The following is a 15,724-nucleotide window of genomic DNA, read 5'->3' on the forward strand; positions in this document are numbered from 1 at the left end:
TTTTATCTCCAACCGCTCGACGTGTTTATTTGCGAAACACGGCTTTTGCGCCCCGGATTAAGCTTCCGCTCAATCTCAGCCGCGAGGCTTCGCATTTCGGCAAGGCTATGAAACTCAACCTCTTCGCCGTTCATTTTGAGTTTCTTAGCGCCGCGCGCTATCGACCTCTGGAGGGCATCCAGATCACTTTGTGTATAGGCCATGCTTCCCCTCAGAAAATCTTTTTGGGCACTCTGCGCCGCCGTTTCGGGCGCTCGATCTCTTGGACTTCCGGCGTCCCGCTTTCATCAGGCGCTTCGACCGCAACGGCATTGACGTTTTTCAGCCCGTGACACGCCCAATTGAATGGCGCGGACCAATCAACCTTTTCACCACCAAGGTGAATATGAAGCGCGCGCGCCTGGACTAAGTGGTCGAAGCTCTCGTTTCGAACCATGCCGGGGCGTTTCTCCCACCCTTTGTCTGTCCGGCGTTCTGCCGTGAACTCGACTAACTTGGGTTCCGGCATCCAAAGCGGGATCAGGCATTGGTTCTGCCCCGCTTCGACCATGATCAAAGACGTGGAAACCGCGTCCTTCAGTCGATCCGTCGCCATGTTCAGAATCTCGATGTCGGTCGCGACCCGCCGACCCTTGACGTTCTTACTGACGCGCTCAGGCGCGCGAAGCCACACCCGATCCTGATGCTTGCCACCGTGGCCACGTGTCAGGAACCACAGTTTCCCTTGCCCCGCTTTGCGGCGTTTACGATAGAAACGGTATGCGTTTTCCGTCGTTGAGCCGCCACCGTGCAGGTCAACCCCGATAGCAGCGGCGCGCAACCCATACTCTTCCCCCTCGACCGGCCAAACCATATTGGCCAAGGGTTCAAGCGCGGCCCAATCCTCGGCGATCTCAAAAGGCTTGATGGATCTGTCACCGGCATCCATCGGTGCCCCTTCAGGCGGTTCGATGATCTCAAACCGATCAATCGGCTGGTGCCGCCCATCCTCACCCCAAGCGGTTGCACCCACGTCGAAGTGGTTGCCCTGTGTGTCGACGGAAACCGTGATGTACCGAGTCCAACTCGGAGCCACGGCCTTCGGCGTTTCAATACCCTGCGACTTGTCCTTTAGGCCCTGCAGCGTGACTTCATTTTCACTGGTTGCCCCGCGCGGCAGATAGGGTTGCGCCTGACCGGTGTTAGCCGCTGTCTTCAGCGCCTCTTCGTCGCCTGTGCGCTCAAACTTTTCGCGCGCCTGCAATTCCTGAACGACCAATTCCGACCAACTGGCGAATGCCGCTGCAGCCCCATCGAGCCAGTAGCTCAGAAGGTCCGTTCTTCGAACATTGCCGCTGCTGATCGTGTCCACGCCACCATCGGATGTTTCGTGAAGCCATTCGCCGGCGTCATTCAATTGGCGCTTCAGGTGATGACCGAATGGGCACCCGCAATGCGGGCAGACCATCTCCGCAGCTTCCCCGCATTCAACGAAGTCTGAACTGTCAGGCCAACGCAGTTTCTTGAAAGTCGGTTCAAACACCTCGTCACAGTTCGGGCACGGCCAGTACCAGCGCCCCCGCGTCCCTTCCGGGTAAAGGGACAGGACACCATAGCTGACCGGTACACAGTCATGCGGACTGATGGGTCGCCAGCATTCATCTTTGACAGGTGCGCCGGGGCTGGATTCCACAACCACCATGCCGCGTGATCGAAAGCTTCGCGCCCGCGCCCGCATCATCGTGTAGGCGTCACCTTCGCCACCGATGGATTCGGGAAAGTGATCGTAGTCAGTCGCCAGCAAAAGCCTGATTGTCTGACTGGACAGCTTTGTTACCGTGGGCCAGTCCAGCGTTATATGCGTACCACCCAAGTAAAGCTTTTGAAACAGATTGTCCGCGCCCCGCCCGGTCGCCTTTCGTTTTTCCAATTCCGGGCTGTTGCGGATCATGGGCGAAAACTTGTCGCGCTCAAAAGCTTCAGCAGCGTCACGCGTCATCTGAAACAGGGCTACGCGACCGGGGTTCGAAGCAATCGTCCACGCAAGCGCTGACTGCAGCATCTGGGTCTTACCCGACTGCGATGGCCCGCAGAACGCCAAGCCACGATATGACCGGCTGGCAATCATGTCGGTCGGCTCGACCATGTAGGGTGCTACATCACGGCGGAAGTCCTGCCATTGGTCACCTACTTTGACCATCATGTACTTTTCAGCCGATTCCGTTACGCTCAAATCCTCGGCCGGTCGCAACGCCGGAAGGGCTTTTTTCAGCGCAATCCTCGGATCTGAATAAGGCGGCAAGGGCTCAAAGCCCGGTTCGATCATCACCATCAAATCAGCAGTCGGTTGGTCACTTCAACGTCCGCCAGGTCACGCTCTTCAAGCTCGGCTTTCTCAATGGCGCTAATCAGTTTTTTCAAAACGTCTTTGCCAACGCGATCCACTAATATGACCTCTTCGGGCTGCAAGCTGAGCTCACGTTCCAAACGATCCGGCATGCCTTCGATAGCGTCTCGCGTTGTCGTAAAAATGGACTCAATCAGGTCGGTTACCTCATCTAGCCGAACCAATTGCCGTCTGGCTTGCGCCGCCCGCGAATATGCAAAATCAGCCTCGGCCAACGCTTTGCGATCTTTGTGGCTAAGCGTCTCCTGATGTGGATCAACTTCTAGATTCAGAAAACTGGCCTGAAGCTTTTCGACTTGAGCGCGGCTGTGCTGATCTCGCTTTGCCGCGTCCGCATCTCTGGCGCATTTCCATGCATAAACGTGGCTCAAGCGCAGTACATACGCTTTGCCCATTCCGCCCCGTTCCACGGCAGGGAAAGGTTCCTCACCCGGATCCGTCGCCTTCAGCCACTTGCTGACCGTGTTGACCGTCACGCCAAGTGCCTGCGCAGCACCTTCAACCGTCACGTCGGTGTCATCGACGCCCTTGGGAAGCGGGAACCTGTCAATCATCGCCTGCAGTTCCGGCGAGACATTAACGTCCAGCAGCTTCAAGTTCGTTTCATCCGTCATGACAACCCCAACAACAACCCCCTCTCACACTTTGGGAATCTCAGAAAACCCCCACAAAACGGGGTGCGAATAACCCCCGTGCGGAACCTTTTCAGGAAGGACCCGCGCCTATTTCTTTCGGGATTTGAGTGCTACTTTCATCGCCCGTCGCATTTTGTCTGGCAAAACCCGCACCGCGACTTGCCGCCCGCGCTCTTCCATCGGGAACCGCTTTTTGTAGCGCGGCGCTGACTGACTGAAGGCCATCACCTTCCGAATGCCACGTGACTTGCGTTCGTAGATACCGGGACTGAGCTTGGAACCCGCTGGTGCAACGAAGTAGCCAACACGCTTGCGAGTGCGCGCCCCGGTTGATGCAGCCGCCGCGCCGCCATTCCTTTGGGACTTAACACCTGCGACGATCCTGTTCATCTGCGCACGAGACACATTGCCTGCCGCGTTCCGCTTGGCGTTCTTTGTTGGCACTATGGCCTCAACACGCCCCCGATAGTTCATGTTCTGAATGATCAGGCTTTCAATACCCGTGCGTTTACGCGGCCCGCCTTCACTCTCAACTTCCAAGTAGAACTTTCGCCCCGGCAGGGACTTACGCTCTACCGATGCCGACAACTTGCGTTTGTTTGATCTTTCCAGCCGGAATGCGTTCAGTGTCCACCGAACCGGCCTGTCAAACACCCTGCGCATAAGCTCTTGGTTCTCAGCCAGGACTTCTTCACCCGTCCAGTTCAATGCCAGCGATGAGGCAAAAGGCACCTGATTGCGTTCGACATCATTCAGGTTAGCAAGAACATTCTTCAAGTCGCTCTGAACCAACCCCGCGCCAAGCCGCATCTTGAAACCTTTCTGAAGGAAGGTGATCAGCCGCCCCGTCGCCGCAGCCGATCTGTTGGAGCGCACCAGTCGACGGACGCGCCCGAGGGGGGTTCGTTGCCGGGATTTACCCCGGCCAGTTGCATTGGGAAGAACTCCTGAAACAAGAAACGCCCGGAGCGGGTTTTCCGCTTCGGGCGCACGTAGAGTGACTGCAATATGTCAAGATAGCTAGAATTTCGTCAAGCTGTTTTTTTCCATGGCGTTCTCGGCGGCATCTCATCAGTGACCACGAATGATGTCAGATGAGAGATTTGCAGCGCAGCCCGCAGATCCAATAGCGCACCATACCAAGCCAGATATGCCCGACGCGAACACGCCACTGCGACTGCCGTTGGCCTCACCACGCAAGGGCAATACTTGACCGTGTCATAAACCACCACGCCTTTACGGTTCCGCCTTGGTTGCGCAGCCCACCCCGTGCCGCCCAACTTAGCGGCGTCTTCTGTTTTCGCCTTTGTGCCGTGTCGGTTTGTGTGCGTTTCTGCTGGGTAATACCTTGGCTGAGCATCAGGCATCCAGTCGGGCACCTGACCAGCCCGCGCCAACTCCGCAATCAAAAGCGCCATCCTGCGACCGCCGCAATAGTCCGGCAAGGCCGCGACCGTCGATGCCACAATCTCGGCGTCATGGTGCGGCTCGGATCGACCGCCGCCCTGCACCCGACACCCAAGCGCGGCCTGCTGCATCAATTGATAGATCGGATCGACCCCGACAACGTATCCGGCTGCATTGCCGATTTCATCAAAATCCAAACTGGCAAGCTCACGCTGAAAGGCCCACTCCAACAGCGCTTTGATTCCAACCTCGGATTTGCCAGCGCGAGGCGCATCCACCCGCGCGCCCTGAATATGGCGATCATGCATCATTTGCAGTCACCCCCCAAGCGCCAAAGACCGGATAGCTTCGCACTTTCTGCGCGCCGCATCCCGAGATGCCAGCCACTGGACCTCGCTATCTGACACAAACTCACCCGCATTCTGACGTGCCCTGATGTCATCAGCCTTGGCCCGCGCCTGATAGGCGGCACGCTTGATGTCATCAACTTCCCTTGCAACCGGCCACTTGCGATTGACTTTTTTCAGATGACGCCGCAACTCCGGTGCCCAATCGCCAGCCAATGCATCAGCACCCAACGACGCGGCGAACACAGCACGTAGCAGCGGTGACGCCTCATCGCCGGGTTCCTGAATATCCGCCGCCTGTCGCAGTATCTCATTCGGGATGGGCATCTGATCCTTGCCCTTTCCATCCGGGTTCGCCGCGATCTGCTCTTCCAGCGCGGCCAGATTGACAGGCGTCATGTATGCCAGCTTCGGACAAAGCGTCTTGGCCACCATCAATTGAAAATCAGCCTGCTTCGTGAACCCGCGCGGCTTTCCCAACCCACGGGCTAGTAATGGTTCAATCAGCAGATCCATCACCTGCTTTTCGCCCCTTGCCTGCTCTGCACTGTCCATTGCCTTCCCTCTTTTCTAAGCAAATCCCTACTTATCCACAGTCTCAACGCTGGTTTTTACGCGCGGAACCGCATTGTCTTTTCTTTTTCATTTCTTTCTCTTTTCCTTTCAGCGGCTCGGTTTTCGGCAAAAATCAAAACTTCCAAAACCTTCCGCAAAACTTCCCAAATCCTCCGCAGTTTTTTTCAATTCTTCCGTCGGAGGTTTTGACACGGTTTCTAAGTGGGCTGAGAGAGCGCTTCCCAAGCCTCCTGAATGCGCTTCACAGTGGCACTGCCGCCCGGATAGGCTTGCGCAATCCAATCGCTGATGCGGTTGACCAACTCGTCATTCTTGGCCACTCGCGCACCGCCCGGAATGTTTTCAGCCAGGTTACGACTGATCGTATCCAACCGCTTACGCATCCGCTCATCGGCATTCTTCGCCGCATTGGTACGCTTGGAATCCAGCGCCTTTTCGGCCACCTCGGTCACAACCGGATGGGCCAGCCTGATTTCACCGTTATCACACTTGACCCGATGCCAATTGTGTAGGGGCGTGATGGCCCGCTTCATCAGCTTGCGCCACTCTTCCAGCGGCAAACGTAGCTCATAGGCCAGTTGCTCATCATCATCCGGCAGGGTGCCAATTGGCGTTTCGTCCTGCGCGATGCAGAACAACTGAAAGCCATACCAACCCACGTCAGGATCAGCCTTGCGGCGAAACGTACTGGCCCGCCAGCGTTTCAGGTTCCACTGGAAGAAGTAATGCGAGTCCAGCCGGTCATGTGCTGAAATCGGGTAGTCTTCAAGATCGTCGGTATCCACGATCTGAATGGCGGGCGTCATGGCGTTCATGTCTGGCCCTCCTGAGACAGAGTGCGCAGTGCGGCTTCTTGGCAGGTTCCGCCCATCGGCGCACCGCACCAGAGGCAATCTCCATTGAAAGCATCAACGTCTCCCCCTTCGCACCGCTTAGGGAACGCCGCCCTTTTGGCGAGCGCGGCCACAGGCGCAGGCTCCGGGTCTGCGTACTTGCCGTCCATCAGGTCCGGTTTTGGCTCACCCAGAAGGACATGGCGCAGCGTGTCGCGCTCATATTCTGCCCGGTTTCGGTGTTCGCCGTCATACTTGCGCACATCGAACGTGCGGCCATCGTATGTGATGCGCACCCAATGTTCTTTCCGGTTGCCTGATAGCTTCATGGTCAGGATTGAAACATCGGCCACAGGCGCAGGGGTGAGGGCGGAGAGGATGCGGCTTTTATAGTCGGCTTGGGCTGCGGCTTTGGCTTCATCCAGAGTTTGATATGGATCGCCGCTATATTCGAAGTGCTTCTCTGGTCTAGTCTCTATCTCGTTGAAGTCATGGACCACAAAAATAGCACCCGGACCAACACCCCAGTACTGTATTCCGTCTGGTTGCGGCTTCCATTCCAGCGGCTTCACCGTCACCGCAGCGGGGGAGATGTCCTCGCGGATGTATCCTGTCTGTGATGCCTTGAAGTTGCGCGGCGCGTCCGAAGTGAACACCAAGCAACTTGTCCCATCGGTTTTGATCTGGTCTGCGTGATGGATAACCACGCGCTCTGGCGCATCATTCATGAAGCACCCCCTGCCGCCGCAGCGAGCGGGTCGCGATCAAGCGCCAAGTTGGCCATCCGCGCCACGCTGGCGATGCTTTCACGCGCCTCATCCAGCGTGTCCGCCGAATATGCGGCCTCAACCGAAATGGCGGACAGAGACGCACGCAAACGGGCAATCTCGCCGTCATAGGAATCCGTCTCTTCGGGCGTATAGATCCGCGTGCCGATGCACTCGAATTCCTCCGGGGCATAGTGCGCGCCGTTGTTGCTGCGCATGCGGCCTTTGGTGAATTCCCAAACGCCCCAGGTGCAGTGCTGCAACTTGGCCCAATAATGGCCACCATCCACCAACTGATTGATGGCGGTTCGTGTCTGAATTCTCATCGGATCACCTCGCTCGCTCTTGCCTGTCGATCAGCCAGCCACGCTGATGTGACGTGCTGAATGTGGCGGCGCGCAGCATTGGTCACGCCCCGCACCGCCGGGTCTGTTTTTTCGTATTTCCCCATGCGCCAGATCAGCGTTGACAGAGCCATCCGATGGCCCCACTTGCGCATTTCCGCTGTGCCCGCCGCCTTGCATTTCGGGCAGCAGTAGACCTGCCAATCACGGCTGGGCGTGAAAACGCGCCCGCACCCCGGATTGAAACAAATGCCCTTTTCCCAAGGGGTCCATTCGACCAGTTCGCCATGGGCAAAGGTCATCAAGTCTTCAGGTTCAAAATGCGGTGCCACCGCATTTGTGGAATGGGGTAATATGAGGGTCATGTACTCAAACCCCCCATTTGGTCGCTCAGCGGCGCGTTTTGCGGGGTTTCGTGTTTGCGCGCCTCAACCGCCGCTGCGACCCGATAGCAGGCCACATCGAACCATTCTTCGGATAACTCGATGCCGATCCCCGCGCGCCCGGTGCGCACAGCCGCCACCATGGCCGACCCCGACCCCATCATAGGATCAATCACCGTATCACCGGGGCGGGTCGAATTCAGGATGTAATGTTCGCCCAGCTCAACCGGCTTTTCGGTCGGGTGTGCCGTGATCTTAGGCGCGTTCAGCGTGAAGGACTGCTTTGACCCGCAATCATTGATGCCCTGCGGATCAGCCTTGCCCTTCCACAGATACATCGTGAACTCGGTATCTTTCATGTACCAGCGGTTCCGCGTGGCGCGCACCTTGTTCCAGTACAGCAGGTTGTGGAACTTCCAACCCGCACCCTCAAAGGCCAGACCTGCGCGAAACAGGTTCTTGTCATTAGCCATGATATAGGCGTCAGCATCCGGCTTGCAGGCGCGGAAGAACGGCCCGCCCAACTCTTCCCAATCCGGGCTTTCCATCAGCTTGCCGTCATTGGCATACTGATCCTTGGAAAAGATACCGCCCATCGACTGATGCGCATTGCCACCCTTGGTCAGATCATAGGCTACGTCGCAAAAGATCATATCGGCATAGCCCCGGTAATAGGGCAGCACGTCCAAGCAATCCCCAAGGATCAACTGGCAGTTTCCGATGACCTCTTTGCGCCTGATGCCCATCAGTCGACCTCACCCATCGCAGCCAGCTTGGCGCGGAAGCCGCGCAGGATGTAATCGCCGTCAAAACCAGCCAGCGCACAGACCTTGTAAAAGTCACGCGTCCCGAACCATGCGCGGGCATGTCGACGCTCTGCAGGATGATCACCCTCGCGCACCTCGGTCGCGAGCTTGACCGCTTGAACCAGCACGTAGCACCACAACCTGCGGCACGCCTCGGCCTCTTGGTCCCGAACTGGCAAAACCGGCCCGACAAAATCGCTCATACTCTGCCCCCCAAGATTTCAGATTGATCCAGCAGGAACACTCTGCGGTTCGTTGTCAGGGCTGCGCGAACCTCAGCCCAAATGCCGTCGCTTTCCGCCCAACCGTCGAAATCAGGGACAATGATGGCGTCTGCGCTGTTCAGCAGCGGCCAGCACCATCTAAGCCAAAAGCCGCCGTCAAGCGGGTCCAATGCCTGGCTGATGATATCGGCGTTGATCATTTCAGCCGCCTGAATGATCGGAGATACAGCCGTTACACCTTCCAGCGCCAATGCCCGTGCACAACGCGCCGCAAGCACAGCGCATTCAAGGGATGCGGACGCGTCCCACGCGCCATCAGCATCAACCGCGACCTTGGTGTAAGGGGTGGCGAGGTAACAAAGACGCCCGCGACAGGCAGTCACGACGTCCGAAAACGATTTGCTGTAGTGGAAAAGCCCCGCCTTGGCGAAGTTATCAAGGGACGGGTGCGACCAGTTGCGCACGCAGGGCATGGCAAGGTCAGACATGAACGGTCCCAAATTTTGGCGAAAACGACGCGCAAACGCGCCAAAGGCGCGCCAAAGCGGCGCGTAACCCCTTATTTATCCAACATAAATTGAAAATATTGCGGTTAACCCGCACATCTTGTGGTTCCGGTAGCCATGCAGCGGAGATATAGTTGGTGTTGCTGGATCGACGATGATTCGCCGACCCAGCACATAACGACGGCGTCTCATCCAAAGAACCGTCATAACCGACCGAAGACGAATTTCGACCCTCGTCTAAGGTCTCATACGCCATAGGAGGTTTGAAACCATGGCATATTCCAAGGGGCGTTTCGCCCATCTCTCTGAACACCCTATCACAGGTGTCAAGCTCAACGTAATTGCGATCAAACGGCGCGCGTTGAATTTTGATGATGCTGTTACAGCCCACATCTACAGACAGCAAGGCGTAACGTTTACAGACATCGTTCAAATGCTCGGAACGAACGCCAACCGCGTTGGCGAAGTGTTCCGGGGTGAAGAGCATCCAAACGCCGCCAATGAGGCGCTGAGGCTCTTGACCCTTTGATGGGCGCAGGCGGGCGGCAGACACTCGTGCCGCCCGTACTTTTCTCTCTCCAAAAGAAAGTACCAGATGACTGATTTTGCAAACATTGAAGGCCACCTTGTGATTGCCCAAGCCGCGCTGCAAAACGCTCAAACCAAAGCGGGAAACAGTGGCGATCAAGACACCGCCGACCTCATCAAGGGAGTTCAGCATTTGCTTGAGGTGACACGGGAACTGACAGTTGCCGTTGAAGCACTCGAAAAAGCTCAGCGCTGAACTCACCGAAAAGGAGCCGACGGGCGCAGTCATCCTTGCGCCCCACCGTCGGAACCGGCCCCTCTAAATGCCCCCGGCTTCACCTTGGGCAATTCTACCCCTTTGTCGCCTGCTTGACGCAGAGCCTCGGCGTGAAGGCGACTTGCGGTTGTTAGTCGCAGATCATCCTGTTCCGCCTTTAGAAATTTCTGACATGAATTGACTGCAACACCCGCGTCTACAGCCAGTCGGTGAGCGTTGCTGCCTATCAACGGCAGTACTTCGGTCAGCCACTCCCTGAAGGAACTAGCGTCCGGTACAACTTGCTCGACTTTTGGACTGGCTCGTGACACTATGTAACCCCTAAGTGTTTAAAGTCACCTTAAAAGGTTATAGTCACCCCATAGTTTCTTGTCCAGATAACTTTTTGGGATATTCATTTTCACCTTAATAGGTGAAAAGATGGGGTTAGATATGAGGGGTGAAGTCGACTAATGGACATCTGGGACAAGCGCAGACGTAACTTAACTGCGTGGATGGCTATCCACGGGTACAACGGCACGCAGGTTGCACGCGATGCCGATCTTTCCATTAATACAGTTAACAAGTTCCTAAGAGGAGAAACGCGAACCCTTAGATGGAGCTCCCTAGATCGAATCTGCAAAATTGTTGGAATCAACAACATGGCAGTTCTGGATTCGGATAACCCATTCTCTGATACCAAGAACAAGCTCTATGCTTTGATAGAAGAAATGTCAGAAGAAGAGGCGCGGGAAGAACTTGAGCGGTTAACCTCGGAAAAGTAGGTTAATCCTTTGGCTTTTCGTACTTAGCCAACAACGCCTTCGCCTCGCCTTCATCCAACCTACTTACCAACTCCGCCAACTGTTGCTTGGCGGATTTTTTTATATTTGGCATCCAAATAACCTGCTCGACTTCCGTAATTTGCCGCCAAGCTGCACAACCTAAACTTGATTGTCCAGTGCAATTGTTTTATTCTCACCTTATTAGGTGATATTAGGCAGTTAGATGATTCAGAAAGACATGATACCCGACAAGCTTTTGGACGTTGCCAGCAGGGGTATGGCCATAGGCGCAGGCGATTTTCTGGGCGGCAATTTGGACGTCTTTTCAAGCTATGCGCCGGAATGGCAGGCAGAGTACTTTTCGAACAACTGGATGGCTGTTGATCCCGTTATCTCAACGGGAATTCGAAACACCGGGTTGCTTGACTGGCCCGAGCTTAACCCACGCAAAAACAGCTTCACCGGGGCTGCGCATGACTTCGGGCTTACACAGGGCGTCGTCGTCTCACAAGACATTGGCGGAAACCGCTGCATTGCTGGCATTGCGTGCGACGAGCCACTTTCAGACGCCAAGCGAAAAATGATCGAACGCGAAGTGAGAACGCTTCACCTGGACAGTCTGGCCCTGAGGGCGGAGCAATTCTCTGACGCTCAGAAAGACCTAATTTACCTGTTTGCAAACGGCTACAGGGGAAAGAACGTTGCAGAGATTTTCGAAGTTTCCGAAGACGCCATAAAGCAAAGGAAACTTCATATCCAACGCCACCTAGGCGTGAATAGCTTTATGGTGGTCGTAAACATTTGCGCACGTGCAGGAATAACGTTTCACCCAATAAGCTAAGGGACATTCGTCTAGTTTAGTGTCAGCATCGCCCCGACGATTCAACCCGGAGGCGATCTTGCAGACTTGCATTTTAACTTGGTCAAACATTCACGAGCATGGCCCGCTTTGGTGGGAGCATTTGAAACTGCGCAAGCGGCTGTTCGTTGATCAGAACCATTGGTCTATCCCCCATAACACATCTGTAGAGTGGGACCAGTACGACAACCCTAACACTATTTACGCGATTACCCACAACGACGGAAAGCCCGTCGCCGCATCGCGCATCAATCCTTGCAACTTCGAAAGTGGTGGATGGTCCTACATGATACGCGACGCCGCTCTTGGCCGTCTGGATGGAATTCCAGAAGACATTATCGACAACCCAACAACGCGCCATGACGTGTGGGAAGCTACCCGCTTCACCGCCGACCCAGACCTTTCGAGCGGGGACAGAAATGCGGCACTTTCCGAAAACGCCAAAGCGTTAGCAACGGCGGCAAAGGATACCGGGGCCGCTAAACTTATCGCCCTTATGCCCCCAGCCTTTACACGATGGCTTTCCAGTGCTGGCCTTCCAACCTTCAGAATTGGCCCGAAGTGCTTCGACAACGAAGGCAAACGCATTTGTGTAATGGAGATGCCTCTGCAACTTTAGCGTTGCTTATCACCTTTTAAGGTGATATTGAACCTTTCATAAATTGAGAGGTTCACCATGTTTGCACGTTTCCGCTCGCCCATGGGTTGTAAGAAGAACAACGAACAGCAACCCCCCTTTGAGCAAGAATTCAAACCGACAACACTTGACTGCCGGTGCATCTGCAGAAACGCCTTGCCGGTTGATCCGTGCAAAGTGACGACGGCACACCGAATTCGCACCAAAGTGCAGGCCCGCGCAATCCTGATCGGCCAGACCAAGCCAGCCCCCTTGATCCTGATCGACGCCCTACCGGGCAAGGCGGGGTGCGCATGATGCAAAATTCTGGTCTCGAATTTACTGAATTGCAGACGCCTATCGGATATCACCTAGACCGACACGTCCGAGGGCAGATTGTCAAAAATCTGGAGCTTGACCTGACGCTCGCCAGCCAAGCTGATGGCGTCACTGTAGTCCCAATCTTGCTCAATTCTTGCAGCGCTTATGAGCTTGGGAAAACCCTGCTTGCCGCCGCTGAGTATCTAAAAGAGCACTCCCATCAGTCTCCTACTGACAGGACGGAGACCACGGATGAAACTTAGGGTATTCCACAACATCCCAATCTTCGATGCTTTCAGGAAGCGCGCACTCAGCGGGATTGATCTCATACGGGTGCCGCGTCTCGCCAGCACGCAGCATCAAGATTGCAAAGTCGGCGGTTTTGGTGTTCCCCAGAACCACTCCCTTTTTGCTCAGGATCGGTGGGGCAAAGCGGATCGTAAAGCGACCACTTCCGTCTTCCTGCTCAATCACCCAAGCCCCATGTCGGTTTTTGTGCTGAATGTAGTGCGTAAGCCAATTCATGCCGCCACACTATTTTCAAACACGCTGGTACTCAATCGGCTTCTACGCATTGCTTCCCTTAAATCGGAGGCCGCGTGATGGCCCTGCTTAACGACCACCTGACCGCGTTCCTCCTGAACCTCGAATGCCTGGACACCGAAGGGCGGAAGGTTGCCATTGAAAATGAGGTGATCGCAACCGGGGGCACATATGTTGCACCGCCGACCGGCGACACATGGGCCAGCCACGTGATGGAAATTGCCCTGCACGGCGTCAGCGCCATGGGCGTGTCCGAGGAAGAGGCAATCCGCAACTGGACCAAGGCGGCACACCGCCAGTGTCACGGCATGCCGCCGCTGAAATCGGTGGTCCCCTTTGTGCCGTTTCCCGCCCCGCGCAACCACGCCGAGGAAATCGCCAACGCCCGCGCGGCAGCAGGACGGGCCTGACCTATGACGGCCAAATCCGTTTTCTCCCTCACCGGCACCTGTATGGCCGGTCACTTGACCGGGGGCGCACTGCTCGCTGTCCCCGGTCCCTTTTCCCGAATTCGTCGGTGGGCCACGTCCGCCACGGGAACGCGCACAAATGCCGCTCACGGTAACGAAGGCCCATCTGCGCAGCCAAACCCCGTGGACGGACTTTTTACTTCAACGGAGACCTTATCATGACCATTTGGATTGCACTTACTCTCGCCTTTCTCAGCGGCGTGACTTTCACGTTTTGCCTCTTGTGGCTCATCACTTTCAGATCAAAAACTGGACAAGGTGGCCAATGAGCTGCCGCCCAATGATCATCGACAGCTTTGCCGGTGGCGGCGGTGCCAGCACCGGCATTGAATTGGCGCTGGACCGCAGCCCCGATGTCGCGATCAACCATGACCCTCGCGCCTTGTCCATGCACGAAGCCAATCACCCGGAAACGATCCATCTGGACAGCAATATCTGGGACGTGGAACCGCTGAACGTGACACAGGGGCGTCATGTTGGCCTGCTGTGGGCCAGCCCGGACTGCAAGCATTTCAGCAAGGCCAAAGGCGGCGCACCTCGGGACCGCAACATCCGTGATCTGGCATGGGTGGTTGTCAAATGGGCCGAACAGGCGAAACCGGATGTGATCCTGCTGGAAAACGTCGAAGAGTTCCGCACGTGGGGTCCAATCTGTGACGCCGGAAAGCCCATCAACGGCCTAGAAGGCACTACTTATGAACTGTGGGTCAAACGCCTGCGCAACGCCGGTTACAAGGTCCAATGGCGCGAACTACGCGCCTGCGACTACGGCGCACCTACGATCCGCAAACGGTTCTTTATGGTCGCCCGCCGCGACGGTCGCCCGATTGTTTGGCCCGCACCGACCCACGGCAAACCCGACAGCCGTGCGGTGAAGAGCGGGAAGCTTTTGCCGTGGCGCTCAGCAGCGGAAATCATCGACTGGTCAGTCCCGTGCCCGTCCATCTTCCTGACGCCAGATCAAGCCAAGGAATGGGGCAAGGCGAACGGCCAGCACCCGCCCAAACGACCACTTGCTGTGAACACCCTGAAGCGCATCGCACGCGGCATCCAGCGTTATGTCATCGATGCCAAAGATCCTTTTTTTGTCACCTATGGCCAACACGGTGGCGCAAGCCGTTCGCCGTCTGACCCGCTCCACACGGTAACGGCCAGCATCAAGGACCAGAATGCGCTCGTGGTGCCGACATTGGTTCAGACCGGCTACGGGGAACGAAAGGGCCAGGCACCGCGCGTCCCCGGTCTGGATAAGCCAATTGGTACGATGGTTGCAGGCGGGGCAAAACACGCCTTGGTGGCCGCATTCCTTGCCCAGCACAATGCGGGGCCGAACAACGCCAATCTGTCAGGCAGGCCCGCAACTGCGCCGCTGTCGACGCTGACGACGACCGGCGCGCAACAACAGATCGTTGCGGCGCACCTGATGAACATGCACGGCACAGGGCGCAGCGCACGGGACTTGAACGACCCGCACCCGACCATATGCGCAGGCGGTGGCCACGGGGCCTTGGTCGCCGCGTTTCTGCACAAGTATTATGGCACGGAACAAGATCCGCGTTTGACCGACCCGCTGCACACCCTGACCACCAAAGACCGCTTTGGCTTGATCACGGTCGAAATCAACGGCTCGACCTACGCCATTACCGACATCTGTATGCGGATGCTGACTGCCCGCGAACAGTTCCGGGCACAAGGCTTCCCCGACACCTACAACATTGATCAGGGCGCTGACGGGTCAGCCATGACCAAGAAAGAGCAAACCCGCATGTGCGGCAACAGCGTCCCGCCGCCTATCGCCGCCGCGCTGGCCAGCGCCAATTGCGGCCATCTGCTGGAAAAGGCTGGTGTCGCATGAGCTTTCACCCACGACCCAACACCTTTGCCGATATGCCGCCTCAGAAACAGGCTGGTATTCTGTGCAATGATCCCCGGTTTCAGCGCTTCGCAGCCACCCGCTGTGGCGCACCCGCCGAGACGTTCAGCGCCAGCGCAGCCGCCGAATACCTGCGCCAAGTCTGCCGGATCAACAGTCGCCGCGAACTGTCCACCGACAGCGCAGCCCAACAGAAATTCCAGATCCTGCGCACCGAGTTCGACGCATGGACCGGAAAAATCGCAGCCCCCAGATAGGA

Annotated in this window: 21 protein-coding genes and 1 pseudogene; 8 read left to right on the forward strand and 14 right to left on the reverse strand. The window is 56.6% G+C overall.

Annotated elements, in window-relative coordinates; all coding sequences use genetic code 11:
• Nucleotides 1-2: 2 nt before the first annotated feature.
• The 14 genes from MHN28_RS25035 to MHN28_RS14470 form a co-directional block, all read right to left on the reverse strand.
• The gene (locus MHN28_RS25035; RefSeq protein ID WP_370645720.1) at nt 3-203 is read right to left on the reverse strand and encodes a phage head-tail joining protein; all 201 of its coding nucleotides are present in this window, start codon (nt 201-203) and stop codon (nt 3-5) included.
• 8 nt (nt 204-211) lie between these two features.
• Nucleotides 212-2,311, reverse strand: coding sequence for a terminase gpA endonuclease subunit (locus MHN28_RS14410; protein ID WP_239342543.1), 2,100 nt, complete (start codon nt 2,309-2,311; stop codon nt 212-214).
• Entirely contained in the window at nt 2,311-3,000 is a 690-nt protein-coding gene (locus tag MHN28_RS14415; protein ID WP_239342546.1) for a terminase small subunit, read from the reverse strand. Before MHN28_RS14415 ends, MHN28_RS14410 begins: the two co-directional genes overlap by 1 nt.
• Before the next feature lie 108 nt (nt 3,001-3,108).
• Nucleotides 3,109-3,897, reverse strand: coding sequence for a hypothetical protein (locus MHN28_RS14420; RefSeq protein WP_239342565.1), 789 nt, complete (start codon nt 3,895-3,897; stop codon nt 3,109-3,111).
• Between the two features lie 155 nt (nt 3,898-4,052).
• Nucleotides 4,053-4,739 (reverse strand): hypothetical protein, encoded by a 687-nt coding sequence (locus tag MHN28_RS14425; RefSeq protein ID WP_239342568.1) that lies wholly within the window; start codon nt 4,737-4,739, stop codon nt 4,053-4,055.
• Between the two features lie 6 nt (nt 4,740-4,745).
• Nucleotides 4,746-5,330 carry a hypothetical protein gene (locus MHN28_RS14430; RefSeq protein WP_239342571.1) on the reverse strand — a complete coding sequence of 195 codons (585 nt, stop codon included), beginning with the start codon at nt 5,328-5,330 and terminating at the stop codon, nt 4,746-4,748.
• A gap of 218 nt (nt 5,331-5,548) precedes the next feature.
• Complete coding sequence (locus tag MHN28_RS14435) at nt 5,549-6,166, reverse strand: hypothetical protein (RefSeq protein ID WP_239342573.1); 618 nt, start codon at nt 6,164-6,166, stop codon at nt 5,549-5,551.
• Nucleotides 6,163-6,912 (reverse strand): hypothetical protein, encoded by a 750-nt coding sequence (locus MHN28_RS14440; RefSeq protein ID WP_239342575.1) that lies wholly within the window; start codon nt 6,910-6,912, stop codon nt 6,163-6,165. The genes MHN28_RS14435 and MHN28_RS14440 overlap by 4 nt, the downstream gene beginning before the upstream one ends.
• The gene (locus tag MHN28_RS14445) at nt 6,909-7,277 is read right to left on the reverse strand and encodes a hypothetical protein (protein WP_239342577.1); all 369 of its coding nucleotides are present in this window, start codon (nt 7,275-7,277) and stop codon (nt 6,909-6,911) included. Before MHN28_RS14445 ends, MHN28_RS14440 begins: the two co-directional genes overlap by 4 nt.
• A complete protein-coding gene (locus MHN28_RS14450) occupies nt 7,274-7,660 on the reverse strand; it encodes a hypothetical protein (RefSeq protein WP_239342579.1) in 387 nt (128 codons plus the stop codon). Before MHN28_RS14450 ends, MHN28_RS14445 begins: the two co-directional genes overlap by 4 nt.
• On the reverse strand, nt 7,657-8,424 hold the full coding sequence (locus tag MHN28_RS14455) for a DNA methyltransferase (RefSeq protein ID WP_239342581.1): 768 nt from the start codon (nt 8,422-8,424) through the stop codon (nt 7,657-7,659). Before MHN28_RS14455 ends, MHN28_RS14450 begins: the two co-directional genes overlap by 4 nt.
• The gene (locus tag MHN28_RS14460) at nt 8,424-8,687 is read right to left on the reverse strand and encodes a hypothetical protein (protein WP_239342601.1); all 264 of its coding nucleotides are present in this window, start codon (nt 8,685-8,687) and stop codon (nt 8,424-8,426) included. Before MHN28_RS14460 ends, MHN28_RS14455 begins: the two co-directional genes overlap by 1 nt.
• Nucleotides 8,684-9,196, reverse strand: coding sequence for a DUF1937 family protein (locus tag MHN28_RS14465; RefSeq protein ID WP_239342603.1), 513 nt, complete (start codon nt 9,194-9,196; stop codon nt 8,684-8,686). The genes MHN28_RS14460 and MHN28_RS14465 overlap by 4 nt, the downstream gene beginning before the upstream one ends.
• Nucleotides 9,189-10,031: a hypothetical protein gene (locus MHN28_RS14470; RefSeq protein ID WP_239342605.1), complete on the reverse strand. Its 843-nt coding sequence runs from the start codon at nt 10,029-10,031 to the stop codon at nt 9,189-9,191. Before MHN28_RS14470 ends, MHN28_RS14465 begins: the two co-directional genes overlap by 8 nt.
• Nucleotides 10,032-10,513: 482 nt before the next feature.
• On the opposite strand from MHN28_RS14470, the pseudogene MHN28_RS25040 reads away from it, so the two are divergent.
• The 8 genes and pseudogenes from MHN28_RS25040 to MHN28_RS14500 form a co-directional block, all read left to right on the forward strand.
• A pseudogene (locus MHN28_RS25040) lies at nt 10,514-10,642 on the forward strand (helix-turn-helix domain-containing protein); the annotation flags it as partial.
• Nucleotides 10,643-10,660: 18 nt separating this feature from the next.
• Nucleotides 10,661-10,783 (forward strand): hypothetical protein, encoded by a 123-nt coding sequence (locus tag MHN28_RS24855; RefSeq protein ID WP_255733085.1) that lies wholly within the window; start codon nt 10,661-10,663, stop codon nt 10,781-10,783.
• Nucleotides 10,784-11,006: 223 nt separating this feature from the next.
• A complete protein-coding gene (locus MHN28_RS14475) occupies nt 11,007-11,624 on the forward strand; it encodes an autoinducer binding domain-containing protein (RefSeq protein WP_239342607.1) in 618 nt (205 codons plus the stop codon).
• Between the two features lie 121 nt (nt 11,625-11,745).
• Nucleotides 11,746-12,261, forward strand: coding sequence for an acyl-homoserine-lactone synthase (locus tag MHN28_RS14480; RefSeq protein WP_239342609.1), 516 nt, complete (start codon nt 11,746-11,748; stop codon nt 12,259-12,261).
• Between the two features lie 570 nt (nt 12,262-12,831).
• The gene (locus MHN28_RS14485) at nt 12,832-13,182 is read left to right on the forward strand and encodes a hypothetical protein (RefSeq protein ID WP_239342635.1); all 351 of its coding nucleotides are present in this window, start codon (nt 12,832-12,834) and stop codon (nt 13,180-13,182) included.
• On the forward strand, nt 13,182-13,532 hold the full coding sequence (locus tag MHN28_RS14490) for a hypothetical protein (protein ID WP_239342637.1): 351 nt from the start codon (nt 13,182-13,184) through the stop codon (nt 13,530-13,532). Before MHN28_RS14485 ends, MHN28_RS14490 begins: the two co-directional genes overlap by 1 nt.
• Before the next feature lie 325 nt (nt 13,533-13,857).
• A complete protein-coding gene (locus MHN28_RS14495; protein ID WP_239342648.1) occupies nt 13,858-15,447 on the forward strand; it encodes a DNA cytosine methyltransferase in 1,590 nt (529 codons plus the stop codon).
• The gene (locus tag MHN28_RS14500) at nt 15,444-15,722 is read left to right on the forward strand and encodes a hypothetical protein (protein WP_239342649.1); all 279 of its coding nucleotides are present in this window, start codon (nt 15,444-15,446) and stop codon (nt 15,720-15,722) included. Before MHN28_RS14495 ends, MHN28_RS14500 begins: the two co-directional genes overlap by 4 nt.
• Nucleotides 15,723-15,724 lie beyond the last annotated feature (2 nt).

Origin of the sequence: Ruegeria sp. Ofav3-42 (assembly GCF_022347725.1) — a bacterium.
In the GTDB taxonomy this organism is placed as follows: Bacteria; Pseudomonadota; Alphaproteobacteria; order Rhodobacterales; family Rhodobacteraceae; genus Ruegeria.

Excerpts from the sequence above, each read along its gene's own strand:
- MHN28_RS14445 (WP_239342577.1), bottom strand. The coding sequence starts at position 7,277 with ATGAGAATTCAGACACGAACCGCCATCAATCAGTTGGTGGATGGTGGC.
- MHN28_RS14425 (WP_239342568.1), bottom strand. The coding sequence starts at position 4,739 with ATGATGCATGATCGCCATATTCAGGGCGCGCGGGTGGATGCGCCTCGC.
- MHN28_RS14495 (WP_239342648.1), top strand. The coding sequence starts at position 13,858 with ATGAGCTGCCGCCCAATGATCATCGACAGCTTTGCCGGTGGCGGCGGT.
- MHN28_RS14460 (WP_239342601.1), bottom strand. The coding sequence starts at position 8,687 with ATGAGCGATTTTGTCGGGCCGGTTTTGCCAGTTCGGGACCAAGAGGCC.
- MHN28_RS14490 (WP_239342637.1), top strand. The coding sequence starts at position 13,182 with ATGGCCCTGCTTAACGACCACCTGACCGCGTTCCTCCTGAACCTCGAA.
- MHN28_RS25035 (WP_370645720.1), bottom strand. The coding sequence starts at position 203 with ATGGCCTATACACAAAGTGATCTGGATGCCCTCCAGAGGTCGATAGCG.
- MHN28_RS14415 (WP_239342546.1), bottom strand. The coding sequence starts at position 3,000 with ATGACGGATGAAACGAACTTGAAGCTGCTGGACGTTAATGTCTCGCCG.
- MHN28_RS14500 (WP_239342649.1), top strand. The coding sequence starts at position 15,444 with ATGAGCTTTCACCCACGACCCAACACCTTTGCCGATATGCCGCCTCAG.
- MHN28_RS14465 (WP_239342603.1), bottom strand. The coding sequence starts at position 9,196 with ATGTCTGACCTTGCCATGCCCTGCGTGCGCAACTGGTCGCACCCGTCC.
- MHN28_RS14475 (WP_239342607.1), top strand. The coding sequence starts at position 11,007 with ATGATTCAGAAAGACATGATACCCGACAAGCTTTTGGACGTTGCCAGC.
- MHN28_RS14450 (WP_239342579.1), bottom strand. The coding sequence starts at position 7,660 with ATGACCCTCATATTACCCCATTCCACAAATGCGGTGGCACCGCATTTT.
- MHN28_RS14470 (WP_239342605.1), bottom strand. The coding sequence starts at position 10,031 with ATGACTGCGCCCGTCGGCTCCTTTTCGGTGAGTTCAGCGCTGAGCTTT.
- MHN28_RS14430 (WP_239342571.1), bottom strand. The coding sequence starts at position 5,330 with ATGGACAGTGCAGAGCAGGCAAGGGGCGAAAAGCAGGTGATGGATCTG.
- MHN28_RS24855 (WP_255733085.1), top strand. The coding sequence starts at position 10,661 with ATGGCAGTTCTGGATTCGGATAACCCATTCTCTGATACCAAGAACAAG.
- MHN28_RS14440 (WP_239342575.1), bottom strand. The coding sequence starts at position 6,912 with ATGAATGATGCGCCAGAGCGCGTGGTTATCCATCACGCAGACCAGATC.
- MHN28_RS14455 (WP_239342581.1), bottom strand. The coding sequence starts at position 8,424 with ATGGGCATCAGGCGCAAAGAGGTCATCGGAAACTGCCAGTTGATCCTT.
- MHN28_RS14485 (WP_239342635.1), top strand. The coding sequence starts at position 12,832 with ATGAAACTTAGGGTATTCCACAACATCCCAATCTTCGATGCTTTCAGG.
- MHN28_RS14435 (WP_239342573.1), bottom strand. The coding sequence starts at position 6,166 with ATGAACGCCATGACGCCCGCCATTCAGATCGTGGATACCGACGATCTT.
- MHN28_RS14410 (WP_239342543.1), bottom strand. The coding sequence starts at position 2,311 with ATGGTGATGATCGAACCGGGCTTTGAGCCCTTGCCGCCTTATTCAGAT.